This is a genomic window from Veillonella sp. CAG:933 (assembly GCF_000431435.1).
Lineage (GTDB): Bacteria > Bacillota > Negativicutes > Veillonellales > Veillonellaceae > Veillonella_A.
In genome coordinates this window covers 51,070-66,143 of the sequence record NZ_HF986191.1, presented here as the reverse complement: position 1 = coordinate 66,143, position 15,074 = coordinate 51,070, and the positions used below count along the sequence as shown (strand labels likewise).

The 15,074-nt window shown below is 42.7% G+C and carries 12 protein-coding genes and 1 pseudogene; 11 read left to right on the top strand and 2 right to left on the bottom strand.

All coding sequences use genetic code 11. From position 1 onward, the window contains the following. Positions 1 to 5: 5 nt before the first annotated feature. The 6 genes from QZL64_RS05790 (at position 6) to hslU (ending at position 8,552) form a co-directional block, all read left to right on the top strand. Complete coding sequence (locus tag QZL64_RS05790) at positions 6 to 1,547, top strand: YifB family Mg chelatase-like AAA ATPase (RefSeq protein WP_021841059.1); 1,542 nt, start codon at positions 6 to 8, stop codon at positions 1,545 to 1,547. 134 nt (positions 1,548 to 1,681) lie between these two features. Further along, a complete protein-coding gene (dprA, locus tag QZL64_RS05785) occupies positions 1,682 to 2,848 on the top strand; it encodes a DNA-processing protein DprA (protein ID WP_021841058.1) in 1,167 nt (388 codons plus the stop codon). Continuing rightward, complete coding sequence (topA, locus tag QZL64_RS05780) at positions 2,838 to 5,144, top strand: type I DNA topoisomerase (RefSeq protein WP_021841057.1); 2,307 nt, start codon at positions 2,838 to 2,840, stop codon at positions 5,142 to 5,144. The genes dprA and topA overlap by 11 nt, the downstream gene beginning before the upstream one ends. Before the next feature lie 43 nt (positions 5,145 to 5,187). Beyond that, complete coding sequence (gene trmFO / locus QZL64_RS05775) at positions 5,188 to 6,498, top strand: methylenetetrahydrofolate--tRNA-(uracil(54)-C(5))-methyltransferase (FADH(2)-oxidizing) TrmFO (protein ID WP_021841056.1); 1,311 nt, start codon at positions 5,188 to 5,190, stop codon at positions 6,496 to 6,498. Continuing rightward, positions 6,498 to 7,043: an ATP-dependent protease subunit HslV gene (gene hslV / locus QZL64_RS05770; RefSeq protein WP_021841055.1), complete on the top strand. Its 546-nt coding sequence runs from the start codon at positions 6,498 to 6,500 to the stop codon at positions 7,041 to 7,043. The genes trmFO and hslV overlap by 1 nt, the downstream gene beginning before the upstream one ends. Before the next feature lie 105 nt (positions 7,044 to 7,148). Next, positions 7,149 to 8,552, top strand: coding sequence for an ATP-dependent protease ATPase subunit HslU (hslU, locus tag QZL64_RS05765; protein WP_021841054.1), 1,404 nt, complete (start codon positions 7,149 to 7,151; stop codon positions 8,550 to 8,552). A 229-nt stretch (positions 8,553 to 8,781) separates the two neighbouring features. Here hslU and QZL64_RS05760 read toward each other — a convergent pair whose 3' ends face one another. After that, positions 8,782 to 9,609, bottom strand: coding sequence for a LysR family transcriptional regulator (locus tag QZL64_RS05760; protein WP_021841053.1), 828 nt, complete (start codon positions 9,607 to 9,609; stop codon positions 8,782 to 8,784). A 348-nt stretch (positions 9,610 to 9,957) separates the two neighbouring features. Here QZL64_RS05760 and QZL64_RS05755 point away from each other — a divergent pair, with 348 nt between their 5' ends. The 4 genes and pseudogenes from QZL64_RS05755 to QZL64_RS05740 all read left to right on the top strand — a co-directional run bounded on the left by QZL64_RS05755 (position 9,958) and on the right by QZL64_RS05740 (position 13,050). Next, positions 9,958 to 10,527, top strand: coding sequence for a flavodoxin (locus QZL64_RS05755; protein ID WP_021841052.1), 570 nt, complete (start codon positions 9,958 to 9,960; stop codon positions 10,525 to 10,527). 85 nt (positions 10,528 to 10,612) lie between these two features. Further along, on the top strand, positions 10,613 to 11,143 hold the full coding sequence (locus QZL64_RS05750) for a hypothetical protein (protein WP_226977546.1): 531 nt from the start codon (positions 10,613 to 10,615) through the stop codon (positions 11,141 to 11,143). 314 nt (positions 11,144 to 11,457) lie between these two features. Continuing rightward, positions 11,458 to 11,688, top strand: a pseudogene (locus QZL64_RS05745) (flavodoxin); the annotation flags it as partial. A gap of 18 nt (positions 11,689 to 11,706) precedes the next feature. Further along, the gene (locus QZL64_RS05740) at positions 11,707 to 13,050 is read left to right on the top strand and encodes an MFS transporter (RefSeq protein ID WP_226974045.1); all 1,344 of its coding nucleotides are present in this window, start codon (positions 11,707 to 11,709) and stop codon (positions 13,048 to 13,050) included. A 148-nt stretch (positions 13,051 to 13,198) separates the two neighbouring features. On the opposite strand, the gene lgt is transcribed toward QZL64_RS05740, so the two are convergent. Next, on the bottom strand, positions 13,199 to 14,062 hold the full coding sequence (gene lgt / locus QZL64_RS05735) for a prolipoprotein diacylglyceryl transferase (RefSeq protein ID WP_021841049.1): 864 nt from the start codon (positions 14,060 to 14,062) through the stop codon (positions 13,199 to 13,201). Between the two features lie 111 nt (positions 14,063 to 14,173). On the opposite strand from lgt, the gene pheA reads away from it, so the two are divergent. After that, a complete protein-coding gene (gene pheA, locus QZL64_RS05730; protein ID WP_021841048.1) occupies positions 14,174 to 15,028 on the top strand; it encodes a prephenate dehydratase in 855 nt (284 codons plus the stop codon). Positions 15,029 to 15,074: the final 46 nt, after the last annotated feature.

Here is a 15,074-nt window from a genome sequence, read left to right as displayed (position 1 = left end):
AGGGTATGTATGCAAAAACTAAAGGAATCGTTTTATATGGTTTGGCTGCCAAAGTGGTGACCGTTGAAGTCGATATAGCAAGGGGATTGCCTTGTTTTGAAATAGTAGGTTTGCCTACGGCCGCAGTAAGAGAGGCCAAAGAACGGGTTCGGGCGGCCATTCGCAATGCAGGCTTTGAGTTTCCCATGAAACGGATTGTCATTAATTTAGCACCGGCGGATATTCGTAAAGACGGCTCAGGCCTCGATTTAGCCATCGCTATGGGCGTTTTATTGGCTTCGGAGGCTATTCCGTTTAATACCGACCAAAGAGAGGATTTGGCTGAAAATACGATATTTATTGGGGAACTATCCTTAGAGGGACGTTTAAAAGGGACGACCGGTGCTTTGGCATTGGCTCTTGGTGCAAGAGAACAAAACATACAAAAACTGTATACCGCGCCGGATAATGGTACCGAAATGAAGCATGGTTTCGGTGGTGATGTGGTGGTGGCTTCGAGCCTTAAAGATTTGGTAGCTATGGTTCTTGGGAAAATACCGGAGATTATGGCAAAACCCGCAACACAAGGTACTCATTCGTTGCAGCGACTGGCCGATTTTTCAGAGGTAAAAGGTCAGATTATAGCCAAAAAAGCCCTTGAGATAGCCGCCGCCGGTGGTCATCACGTACTGCTTACCGGTTCGCCGGGGGCCGGTAAAACTATGCTGGCTAAAGCTATGCCGTCCATATTGCCGCCTTTGACCGAAGAAGAACAGCTCAGCATCAGCCGCATCTATAGTGTGGCCGGTTTATTGCCGACGGAAGGCCTGATGCAGGTACGACCATTTCGCAGTCCTCATCATACTATTACGTTGGCCGGCATGGCCGGAGGTGGGAGTATTCCGAAACCCGGTGAGTTAACGTTGAGTCATGAAGGTGTTTTATTTTTAGATGAAGCACCGGAATTTTCTCGGTCGGTACTGGAAGTTTTGCGCCAACCTTTGGAAGAAGGGGTTATCCATATTTCGAGAGCCAATGGTACATTCTCGTATCCGTGCCGCTTCATTTTATTGATGGCGATGAACCCCTGTCCGTGTGGCTGGCATGATGGTGGTGAAGGTCATACTTGTACTTGTACACCGTGGCAAATTGAAAGTTATGTTAAACGCTTATCGGGACCGCTATTGGATAGAATCGATATGGTGATTCATGTAACGAGACCTACTTATGAAGAATTACAAGCTGTTGGTGATGCTGAAACGTCAGCAACCATTCGTGAACGTGTTATCAGCGCTCGTGAAATTCAACGAAAACGTTCTATAGCGTTACATTTTAGTGACGGTAATCGAGTCTTGCTTAATAGTGAACTAAGTCATAGACAGTTGATGCTTGCCTGTGAGGTAACCGATGAAGCGCAGCAAGTCTTAGCACAGACTTTTCAAAATTTAGACATTAGCATACGCAGCTATGACAAGATTTTACGAGTAGCTAGGACTATTGCCGATTTGGCCGGCGCAGAACGGGTAGATATTTCACACGTAGCGGAAGCATTGAGCTACCGCATGTAAGAGCTAACGAGGTTAAATAATAAGGTAAACATCAAATAGAGGTTATTATTAAAGTTAAAGACATTCCATAATCTGCTGAATTTCGTATAGCGATTATATATTGTTTATAATTTAAAGGGGATGGGGAGTACAGTATGGTGCAAGCAACAGAATTAACTGACGATCGACTTATTTTAGCCGCTTTAGGAAGTTTGCCGGGTATAGGAAGTGTAACAATTAGTGAAGCCTTAAAGCGCTATGGCACACCTATTGAACTATGGCAAACCGTACAAAAAGATAAAGCGGTTGACGATACTTTGCAGGTTAAAAAGCAATATAAATCAGCGTTAGTAAAAGGAATATTAACTATGGATTTAGGTAAGCTTGAGCATGATTTGAACAATTATCATATTCAGGTAGTCGGCTTTCACGATGAAGCCTATCCTGAAGAATTACGTGAAATATTTAATCCGCCGCAAGTTTTATTTTATCGCGGCAATTTAAAGACATTTAAAAATCCCCGTAAAATCGCTATGGTGGGAGCCCGTAATTGTACGCCCTACGGGCGCAATGTAGCCACTGTTTTTGCAGCCGAACTGGCGAGATATGGTATCGCTGTCGTCAGTGGGGGTGCCCGCGGTATTGATTCGTATGCTCATGAAGGGGCTCTCAAGGGGCATGGTCAGACGATCGCTGTTATGGGCTGTGGTCTGGACCAAAGCTATCCACGCAGTAATGCCCGTTTATTTCAAAAAATAATTGAAAATGATGGCCTTTTGTTGTCGGAATACGGTCCCGGTGTACAAGCTAAGGCGGGATTCTTTCCTATGCGCAACCGCATCATCAGTGGGCTTTCGCGCGGTGTTATAGTCGTAGAAGCCAAGTCACGCAGTGGTTCATTGATTACCGCCGATATGGCGAACAATGAAGGGCGAGATGTTTTCACTGTGCCGGGGAATATATTGACTAATGAATTTGCAGGCAATCATTGGCTGTTAGAAGAGGGGGCTATTTTATTAATAAAGCCCTCTCAAGTGCCTGATATGTATAATTGGCAATGCTTGGAAGGCGCCGGTGAGGAAAAAAGCAGTAGCCATAAAGGCGTGGGTGTGTTAAGCTTTAGTGTGGAGGAACGAAAGATTTTAGCGTCATTATCCAATGAAAAAGAAACATCGTTGGAAACGTTAGCTATGACGACAAAACTTTCAGAGGGAGCCCTCCATTTGAGTTTATTGTCCTTAGAACTTAAGCAGTGTATTGAACGAACTGCTTCAAAAGGGTATATAATATTGGAATTCGGGAGGAATCAGTTTGTCCATTAAACGTTCCATCGTAATCGGTGAGAAAGACACCGCAACTGGTAAAAAAGAAGAACGCCGTTTGGAAGGCAAAGTGGCGGTTACCGCCAAGGGGAAAGCCAAACCGGTTATGCAGGCTGTAGGTGATTTAGCCAAAACATTGCCACCTCGTACGTATAATCCGGATGGTAAAACGTTGGTGATTGTGGAATCACCGGCAAAATCTAAAACTATTGAAAAATTCTTAGGCCCTGACTATATTGTTAAAGCAAGTATGGGGCATTTACGTGACTTACCAAAAAGTCAGCTTGGTATTGATATTGAAAACGGTTTTGTACCGCGTTATTCTAATTTGACGACTCGTAAAAAGTTGATTGAAGAGTTATTACATGATGCGGACGAATCAAAAGCCATTTTACTGGCTACTGACCCGGACCGTGAAGGGGAAGCCATTTCCTGGCATTTAGCCTATATACTGAATGTGGATGAAGCTTCCAAATGTCGTATTACGTTTAACGAAATTACAAAGCATGCCGTGGCGGAAGCGATTAATTCGCCACGTACGATTGATAAAAATATGGTGGATGCCCAACAGGCTCGTCGTATGCTCGACCGTATTGTAGGTTATAAATTAAGTCCTTTATTATGGCGTAAAGTGTGTAAAGGCCTCAGTGCCGGCCGCGTACAGTCCGTAGCCGTTCGTTTGATTTGTGAACGGGAACAAGAAATTCAAGCATTTATTCCGGAAGAATATTGGTCCATTGAAGGGCAATATATGACGACGGATAAGGAAAGCTTTACGGCTGAACTGACACATAAAGGTGATGAAAAAATCACTATCCCTGATGAAGCGACAGCGGAAGCTATTAAATCAGACATTGCCGGTCAGACGGCGGAAGTTATCAAAGTAGAGCGTCGCAAGCGTTCCCGCAAAGCACCGGCACCGTTTACCACATCGACTTTGCAACAGGAAGGTGTTCGTAAGCTTAATTTCGGCGCCAAGCGTACCATGATGATTGCTCAGCATTTATATGAAGGCCTCGAAATCGGCGGCTACGGCCATGTCGGTTTGATTACCTATATGCGTACGGACTCTACCCGTATTGCCGTTGAAATGCAACAGGCTGCGAAGACATATATTCTAAATCATTTTGGCAAAGAATATTATCCGGCTAAACCGAATGTGTTCGGTACGAAGGAAAGCAGTCAGGATGCGCATGAAGCGATTCGACCTACTTCGCTTGAATTACCACCTAAAATGGTAGAGCCCTTCCTTAGTCGTGATGAATTAAAGCTGTATACTTTGATTTGGAATCGCTTTATGGCGAGCCAGATGGCACCGCAACAATCGGAAACGGTAACGGCCCAATTACAGGTTGATGACTATAAATTGCGTGCATCCGGTAGTAAAGTAGTATTTAAAGGCTTTACGGAAGTTTACGAAGAAGCTAAAAAAGATGGGGATGAACCAAAATTAATTCCTATTATGGCGGAAGGCGATACGGTAGCGAATAAAGAAATTTTGCCGGAACAACATTTTACACAACCGCCGGCTCGTTATTCGGAAGCCAGCCTCATTAAAACGTTGGAAGAACGCGGTATTGGTCGTCCAAGTACATACGCACCAATTATCGATACTATTATGTCCCGTAACTATGTGGAAAAACAGGATAAGCAATTTGTGCCAACCGAACTGGGTTTTGTAGTGGTTGACTTCTTGATTGCTCACTTTGAAAAATTTATCAATGTAGACTTCACCGTTCATTTGGAAAAAGATCTGGATGATATTGCCAGTGGTGAAGAAACCTATCAGGATGTTTTAAGTGAATTCTATACTGTGTTTGCTCAGGAATTGGAGGAGGCGAATGAAGTAGATAAGGTTAAAATCGCCGATGAAGAAAGCGATGTTATCTGCGATGTTTGCGGCAATCCGATGGTGTATAAATTCGGTCGTTTCGGCCGTTTCTTGGCATGCTCCAATTTCCCTGAATGTAAAAATACTAAGCCGATTACGGTCAGCACCGGTGTGACCTGTCCAAAATGTCATGAAGGGACGATTGTGGAACGTAAATCGAAACGCGGTCGTATTTTCTACGGTTGCGATCGTTATCCCGCTTGTGATTTCACCTTGTGGAATAAACCAATTAACGAGACTTGTGAAACTTGCGGCAGTATTATGACAGAAAAGACGTATAAGAACGGTACAACGAAGAAGCTCTGTTCCAATGAAAATTGTCCGACGCAGCCTAAGAAACGAACGCGTAAGAAAAAGGCTGATGATGGAGAGAAAAGTACCACTGATTCAAAATCAGCAGAATAAAACTAATAGATTATTAATATAGAAATATCAAAAGGAGGATATTGTGACTACATCTAAAGTTACGATTATCGGAGCCGGACTTGCCGGTTCGGAAGCGGCTTGGCAACTGGCTAAGCGCAATATACCCGTTACTTTGTATGAAATGCGGCCACAACGGACTTCGCCGGCCCATCATACAGAAAATTTTGCCGAATTGGTGTGCAGTAATTCCCTGCGGGCCGGAAATATAGAAAATGCCGTAGGCCTTTTAAAAGAAGAAATGCGTCAGCTTGATTCTTTAATTATGGCCTGTGCCGATGCTACGGCCGTACCGGCCGGTGGTGCCTTGGCGGTGGATCGCCATTTATTTAGTGAAATGGTAACGAAGAAATTATCGGAACATCCGATGGTAACGGTTATCCGCGAAGAAGTGACGGAATTACCGAAGGAGGGCATCGTTATCGTAGCGGCGGGGCCGCTCATGTCGGATGCTTTAGCTGAACAGGTTAAAGCCAAAACAGGGACTGCCGATTTTTATTTCTATGATGCGGCGGCTCCGATTGTAACGGCCGAATCACTTAACTATGATAAAGTATTTGCCGCTTCCCGCTATGACAAGGGTGATGCGGATTACTTGAACTGTCCGATGACGGAAGAAGAGTATAAAGCCTTTTGGGATGCTTTGACGACCGCTGAAGTAGCGGAAGTTAAAGAGTTTGAAAAAGAGCAATATTTTGAAGGCTGTATGCCCGTAGAAATCATGGCATCCCGCGGTATCGATACCTTGCGCTTCGGGCCGTTAAAACCGGTTGGCCTTGTAGATAAACGAACCAATCAGGAATCCTATGCTGTAGTACAGCTTCGCAAAGAAAACAAAGAAGCGACCATGTTTAACTTAGTCGGTTTCCAGACACATCTTAAATGGGGCGAACAAAAACGTGTTTTCTCCATGATTCCGGGCCTCGAAAATGCGGAATTTATCCGCTATGGCGTAATGCACCGCAACAGCTATATCAATTCACCGACTTTATTAAATGAATACTTCCAACTGATTGAAGATCCAAGATTCTTCTTTGCCGGTCAGATGACAGGTGTCGAAGGCTACTTGGAATCGGCTGCCTCGGGCCTTATGGCAGGCCTTCATGTTAGTCGTATTTTAGAAGAAAAAGTGCCGGTAAGCTTCCCGCGCACTACGGCGATGGGCGGTTTAAGCCATTACATCAGTGCGTATGAAGGCTCCGATTTCCAACCGATGAATATTAACTTTGGTATAATGGAATCATGGCCGACTAAAGTACGTAAAAAGAAAGAAAAAAATGCTTTAATTGCGCAGCGTGCGTTGGATACGTTAGCGAAGTTGAAGGAGGAATTATAATGAGTGTAGAATTTCACGCAACTACAATTTGTGCCGTTAAACGTGATAAATCTGTTGCCATTGCCGGTGACGGACAGGTTACGATGGGACAAAGTGTAGTTATGAAAAATACGGCCCAAAAGGTGCGCCGTTTGTATAATGGCAAGGTTATCTCCGGTTTTGCCGGATCCGTAGCCGATGCCTTTACTTTGTTTGATAAGTTTGAAGCTAAGCTTAATCAATATAACGGGCAATTGGTGCGTAGTGCCGTAGAACTTGCTAAAGAATGGCGCAGCGATAAAATGCTTCGTAATTTGGAAGCACTTTTATTAGTAACAGATGGTAAAACTATTTTATTGGTGTCCGGTAACGGTGAAGTCATCGAACCGGATGACGGTATTTGTGCTATCGGTTCCGGCGGCAATTATGCGTTGGCAGCGGCTCGCGCTTTAGCGGCCAATACAGAGCTTAGTGCTCGTGAAATTGCCGAGAAAGCACTTCATATTGCAGCCGATATCTGCGTATATACAAACCATAATGTTATTGTTGAAGAGTTGTCTGAATAGTTATAACCGGTATGGGCTATAGCTATTAAGGTTACAGCTATTAATGTTACAGTTAACAAGACCGTGTTATCGACATAGGTAGCCGGCCTTATTCTGGAGGTTTTGATGGATACTAATAACTTTACACCGCGTCAGATTGTGGCGGAGTTGGATAAATATGTTATCGGGCAATCGGAAGCCAAGAAAATGGTAGCCATTGCCTTGCGTAATCGCTGGCGTGCCAAACAATTGCCGGAAGATGTACGCGAAGAGTATACGCCAAAAAATATTTTACTCATCGGCCCTACCGGTGTCGGTAAAACGGAATTGGCTCGTCGTATGGCGAAATTGGTAAAGGCTCCGTTTGTTAAAGTGGAAGCCACTAAGTTTACCGAAGTAGGCTATGTGGGTCGTGATGTGGACCAAATGATTCGTGATTTGGTTGAAAACTCCGTGCGCATGGTTAAAGAAGAAATGATGGAAGGACAGCAGGAAAAAGCGGAAGAACTTGCCAATAAACGTTTATTGCAAATTCTTTGGCCTAAAAAAGAGTCGGAATCTAAAAAGATGACTAATCCTTTGGAAATGCTTTTTGCCAGTCCTGAAGATACAGAAAAAGAAGAAGCTAAAAAAGAACAAGAAGAACCGGAAATGTCTGAAAAACGGACCCAGTTCTTTGAACAATTGAAGAACGGTCTCATGGATAGCCGTGAAATCGAAATTGAAGTAGAAGAACAGGCCAAAGCATTTGCTATGCCTTTAAATGGTTCGCCTGACGGTATGGGTACCGATATTTCCGAAATGTTTGGTAATTTATTACCGAAGAAAAAGAAAAAACGCCATACCACAGTAGGGCAGGCGCGTAAAATCTTCGTTCAGGAAGAAGCTCAAAAATTATTGGATATGGATGCCGTTACGGATCGTGCCGTGGAGTTGGCTGAACAAGAGGGAATTGTATTCATCGACGAATTCGACAAAATTGCGGCTCGCAGCGGTGCGTCCGGTCCCGATGTATCCCGTGAAGGCGTACAGCGCGATATTTTACCTATCGTAGAAGGTGCAACAGTAAATACGAAATACGGTCCTATTAAAACGGAACATATCTTGTTTATTGCGGCCGGTGCCTTCCATGTGTCGAAACCATCCGATTTAATTCCTGAATTACAGGGCCGTTTCCCGATTCGTGTAGAACTTAACAGCTTGACGCAGGAAGATTTCAAAGAAATTTTGACGACACCGCAACAAGCATTATTAAAACAATATCATATGCTTCTTAAAGCGGATAAAGTGACCATTCACTTTAAAGAAGAAGCCATCGATAAAATCGCCGAATTGGCCTATCGCGTAAATAATGAAACGGAAGATATCGGTGCTCGTCGTTTACATACGATTTTAGAGAAATTATTGCAGGACATTTCCTTTAATGCACCACCGGCTGAAGAAGTAGACGTAACCATTACTGCTGAAATGGTTGAAGAACGCTTAGGTACTATCGTTCAAGACGTTGATTTGTCCGAGTATATTCTATAAAAGTGCGTTAAATATAAAACATTAGTTATCCTAAACCTTTGGTAAGAGCGGTATAGAGAACGCAGAACGGCTCATTTTAGGAGCTATCATACTAATAAAAAAGCAATCCATAAGGCGAGAAACTCTGATTGACAGAGCCTTTGCCTGCGGATTGCTTTTTTGCTAGGTGGTCGTTTTAGGTTTTCGTTTTGTCCTATAAGCCTCGTTTTGACTATGGAGACATTGTTTTTTATAACAACTGTTCCATTAAATGACGGTGTTTTTTCAAGGAATTCATATAAAACGGTATGGTAGCAGCGTCCTCTTTAATAGGAATCTTGATGCGATTTTCGGGGACATGCCAATTCAGTTTGCTCACGTTGGTAATAAAGCTGGGCAAATTGGAAGCCGCTACTAAGGCATTAAATGTTTCCGGCTCGCTTTGCTTGATAAAGGTCGTTTCGGTCAATTGATTGACAAAATCCTCCCAAATGCCGAGCTGAGTACGCAGTAACATGGTTAAACCGGCTAAATCTTCTTTTGTGACAAATTCTCGGTCCGCCAACGGATGGTCGGGTGGAACAGTGAGTGACAACACTTCGTTAAAGAACAGTTCAGTAATCACTTTTGGGTTATCGATAGGCTTGTCGGTGATGACCAGCTGGCATTCTTCATTTAACAGCTTTTCTCTCAGTGTTTGGTCATCCGCCATTTCTGTGTTTAATTTTTGCTCTAACTTACGTTCTTTGGCTCGATACTCTACTTTATATAAAGGACCGGGCGCGGAGGCCCCCACATATAAGACCACTTGTTGTAACGCATATTGATGGATTTTTTGATAAAAATCATCCGTATGACGCAGTAATTGACGCTCTTGCGATACGGTGTAGTAACCGGTATCGGTAAGGGTCATGCGATTCTTGGTGCGTATAAATAATTGAATGCCCAGTTCATCTTCCAAGCGCTGCATGCTTCGCGTCAGAGCCGGTTGGGATATATTAAGCTGTTCTGCCGCTTTTGATAAAGTGCCGAAATCATTGAATGCAATTAATTGTTCTAATAAGATTAAATCAATCATGGTAAACTCCTTTTGGTGTAACGGTTACTACGAATTTACTATGCACAATAATTATAGCATACTCATAAAATTTTATCATAATAGATAGTTAGGCTTTTTCAAAATATTTAAAAACTTAGAACTATTTACTTGACTTGAAGTTAACATCAAGGAATATAATGGCAATGAAATAATAGCAAAATATGCTATCAAAAGCATTAAGCCATTATATTTTGAGATATTGAGAGAATTGGGAGGAATTTATATGACTCTAAAAAAATTTATTTTGCTATTCTTGTTGTTATTATAGGCGCAGGCCTGTTTTGGCTGAATTTTTCAAACGATAAAACTGATACGAGTACTACGACCGTGTCTACTAGTAATGTAGTATCCACTACGGATACAACTAAAGGGAACCACCGAAGCTTAATCGTATTTTTCTCGCGAACTAAAGGTGTTTACGGTGTAGGCGAATTGCCAATCGGTCACACCCATCGAATTGCCAATTACATTCAAAGCGCTACCGGGGTCGATATGTATGAAATTGTACCGGTAAAAGAATATCCGTCGGAGTATCGTGAAACTACGCAAGTAGCGAAGGCGGAACAGGCTAATAATGAAAGACCGGCTATTCAGGGACAAATTCCTGATTTGAGTCAATATGACACTATTTATATCGGTTCGCCAATTTGGTGGGGTGAGTACCCTATGGTTGTTCACACCTTCCTTGATCAAGTTAATTTGAATGGTAAAACTGTAATTCCGTTTACAACTCATGAAGGGTCCGGCTTAGGGAGTGTTGAAGCAGTCTTAGCAAAACAATTCCCTGGAGCCCATTTATTGGAAGGCTTAGCAATTCGTGGCAGCGAATCTGATTCCGATGCCGCTAAAACGGCTGTACAGACATGGCTGCAACGTATCGGTGTATTGGGTCAGTAAAGGGAGCGTGTAGATGGGGAATTTACTGCAAATATTTCGTTTGATAATATACTGGTTCATTCTGTCGGCCCCTTTGGTATACTTGATGAACACAGGTATAGTTGAGACTACGAGCAACTTAATTACCTATGATGTAGGCGTAATAGCTTATGTAGGATGGTTGTTAGCAGTCTATATAATAACAAAACCAAAATGGTTGCTCCGTGTGTTGCGCATTTCAGAAGTTATGGCTTGGCATCGGTTGTTGGGCCCTTTAACCTTACTGCTTGCGTTGGGACACTATTGGTTTTCTTTTTCCATGCATGAGGAAATCAAATATACCGGGCTTGGAGCTCTGGTAGCAGCTGTTATCGCCTTGTTGGTCGCCATAATTTGGCTCACACCGTTAAGTAAACAAGCGAAAACAACATTTGATTCTTTTAGGCAAGCTATGCGTCAGCTTTGGTCATATCAGACGGGACGATGGTTGCATCGTTTATATTTGTTGGCCATTGTGCTCGGTCTGGTCCATGTGCATATGATTCCACGCATTGCCGAGAGCCTATACTTTATGATGACATTTGATGCCTACACCTTATTTGTGTTGGCATCATATGCTTGGTATCGAATGAAGTAGTCACATTAGGCTGAGAGCTTAAGGTGAAACTATTTTACCATAAATAGAATGAACTCTGCCAAATAATCCGTTCGGCGTATTTTTAACTGGGAAAATACATCGAGCGGATTATTTTTTGCAATGATTGCTTTATTAATTCTTTAAAATTACACTTCAGTATGCGTGTTGTTTATACATGAATAAAGAACCACTATTGTACTATTTTTAGAATATTAGATATGATACTAACAGTTCTTATACTAGTTGGAAATCAGATTTTTTGGCTGAAGTTAAAAATTTGAGATTAAAGAAGAGTTAAAAAGTGGAGGGAGAAGAACGAAAGACCCGCAATCAAAGGCTCCATACCTGATGTAAGCCAATATGATACTATCTATATCGGGTCGCCGATTTGGTGGGGCGAATATCCGATGGTGGTCCGTATGTTCCTCGATCAAGTTGATTTAAACGGTAAAACCGTGATTCCGTATACTACGCATGAAGGCTCCGGCTTAGGTAGCACTACAGCTATTTTAGTAAGCATATCTACATTTACTCTTTATCATTGAAAGAAAAGGATGTTTTTTTTGGAAGAAGTCATGAAAGCGAATAATTCTGTTGAAGCTACCGAAAATACTAAGTTTGGTATGACGCTCGTCATAACGTTACTATCATATTTTGTAATTCTCATGGATAATTCCATCGTGTTTACCAGTTCGCTACAGATTGGCGAATCATTACAGCTTGATTCCACTCATCTGGCTTGGGTATCTAATGCCTATACAATCACCTTTGGTGGTTTCTTACTTTTAGCCGGACGTTTATCTGATTTATTGGGGCGAAAACACATTTTTCAGCTGGGTCTCGTAATTTTTGCACTCAGTTCCTTAGCTATCGGTTACGCCCAGAGCGCGGCTATGCTAATCGGAGCCCGAGCCGTTCAGGGTATTGGCAGTGCGATTATTGCACCGACCAGTTTGGCTCTTATCATGGATGCGTATATCGGTGAAATGCGCAGTAAAGCCATAGCGTATTACGGAACCACCGCCGGTTTGGGATCCAGTATCGGGTTACTTATCGGCGGCGCCTTAACAAGTCTATTTTCCTGGCGAGTGGGTTTTCTGATTAATGTGCCTATCGCATTATTATTGGTAGTATTGACTTGGCGCTATATTAAGGATAGTGAAACAGTTAACAGCAAAATCGATTATTTGGGCAGCATTCTTTCCGTCATCGGTCTCAGCTCCTTAATTTACAGCTTAACTGCTGACAATAACGGATTTTGGTTTGCTATAATCGGTATCGTTTTCCTTGCTTTATTTTATTGGCGTGAAAAAAGCATTACGTTTCCGATTATGCCACTGTCTCTATATACCCATAAAGTTCGGTTTGGCGCTTATATAACTCGATTACTATTTATGATGAGTGTGCTGCCGTATTGGTTTTTAATTCCGCAAATGCTACAACGAGCTTATGAGCTAACACCGTTTGGAGCGGGGCTAGCCTTTTTACCGATGACGATTCCACAATTTATGACTGCATTACAAGTTCCGCGTTTATCTCAATATTGGAAACAAAGTACCATAATGATGGTCGGTTCGGCACTAATCCTTCTTGGCCTTGTGGCCACGGCGCTTATTGATATTGAACAAGGTTATGTACTGGCCGTTGCCTTACCGATGATTCCGCTCGGCATGGGGCAAGCCATGGTTGTAACCACGGTGACATCGGCAGGTATTTTTGACACACCAAAAGAATTGGCCGGCGCAGCCAGCGGAATTACCAACACCATGCATCAAATAGGAGGTCCTATAGGTTTGTCTATTATTGTGGGGCTTAACGCATCGTACAGTGAAGGTCTCCTTATTATGGCCTCTTATACAGCTATTTCCATGATTATTATAAAAGCCTTTATTATGGGGCGCGATTAAATAACAGTTTGGTATAAATATGTAAGGCACAATAAAAAGCAATCCGCCTGAGTAAGATATCTATGAAATATCTTATAGGTAGATTGCTTTTTGTTTTTGTAACGAAAAGCAGTTAGCATTCAGTAATTGAACACTAACTGTTTAGCTATTATTTGCGTTTATGTTTATTTTGAGCTTTCTGTGGTTGTAATTTTGACGCATCCCGGGAGGCTCCCTCGCCGTCGCCCCCATAGAGATGAGTATCATAGGAACCTTTTACCTGAAGGTAGATAAAGACGATAATCCCGATAATAATAACCGTAAGACTGGTCATCTGTGCCGATTTGAGGCCCATGGTGAGATTTACGTAGTCGCCACGTAAAAACTCGAGAAAGAAACGAGCCGTTGAGTATAAAATAGCATAGAGTACGAAAGTCTGACCTTTTTTGTGTGGTACTGTATTGAATAAGAGCAGTGCCACGAAAATGAGGATATCGATTTGACCCTCCCAGATTTCGGCCGGCCATAAGGGTTGAGCCCCGTAGGTTTTAAAGGCAAGGGTAGTTTCCGGATAGAGAATACCGAAATTACCGCCGGTGGGGTGTCCGAAAGCATCACCGTTCATGAGGTTTGCCATACGGCCTACAGATTGACCCAGAATTAAAGCCGGTGCAAACACATCGGCAAAAGCCCAAGTGTCGATATTATGTTTCCTTACATACCAAATACCCGCTAAGGTACCGAGCACGACGCCCCCTTGAATGGCCATACCCCCTTGCCATACAAAGGGAATCTCTAAGAGATGATGTTGATAATAATCCCAGTCGAAGAAAAACACATCCCAAAGACGGGCACCGATAATACCGGCAATACCGGTGGTGATAGCGAAATCGAACATGTGAACATGCCAACCGCGGCCGTCTCGTTTAAATAAATAATAGGCTACTGCGGCGGCGCAGAAAATACCTAACGATAAGAGCAGACCGTAAGCTCGAATCGGAAAGTCTCCTATATAAAATAAATATTGATGCATAATTACCTCCTCATAAATAGTATATATTCATTATAACGGAGCGCCATTCTTATGACAAATAAAAAGGGGGTATGTTATAATAAAAATTATCGTAGGAGGAGGCGATTAAGAGTGATAACTATTTCATTTTTAGGCCCTCACGGGACGTTTACGGAAGAAGCTCTGAATCGTCTGTGTGAGTGTCAATCATTGATGATACAAAAAGAGGCGATGAATACTATTGATGAAGCTATTGAAGCGGCCATGTTGGGACATGTGGATTATGCTTTCGTACCGGTCGAAAATTCTTTGGGCGGTACGGTTTTGACAACAATAGATTATTTGGCAGAACACGGCGGCGTGGAAATACGAGCTGAAATCTGCATGCCTATTCGCCATTATTTATGGGGCTTGCCGGGCAGTGCGGCCAATGAAATAACCATGATTTATTCCCATCCGCAGGCATTGAGACAATGTAAAATGTTTTTGCAAAAACAGGCTAAACAGGCTCAACAAATTGTGACGGATTCTACGGCACAAGGGGCCGGCATTGTGGCTCAATCGCAGTCATTAGCCAAAGCAGCCATTGGCGGCGAGGCTATGGGCATAAAATACGGCTTGGTTAAATTAACCGATCAAATTCAAGATAATATGCTTAATTTGACGCGCTTTATTTTGGTAAAACCAAATCATCACATAACGTTTGATGCCACTATGACAACGGGGAAGGTGTCTTTACAATGTGAATTGGAAGGCTTGCGTCCGGGCTCATTGTGGGAATGCTTAGGGATTTTTGCCAAACGGCAAATCAATTTGGTTAAAATCGAATCGCGTCCGACCAAAGGACGTCTCGGTGAGTATAAATTTTTCCTTGATCTTCAGATATTAGATAATGGACCTCAAATTTCGGAGGCGCTGGCTGAACTTAAAGAATTGGCCACGTCTTTGCAACTATTGGGGGCCTATGAAACATATATTGTCGAGTAAAAGCACCTAAGAAGACTTTTAAGGTTGAGTACAAACAGCTGATAAT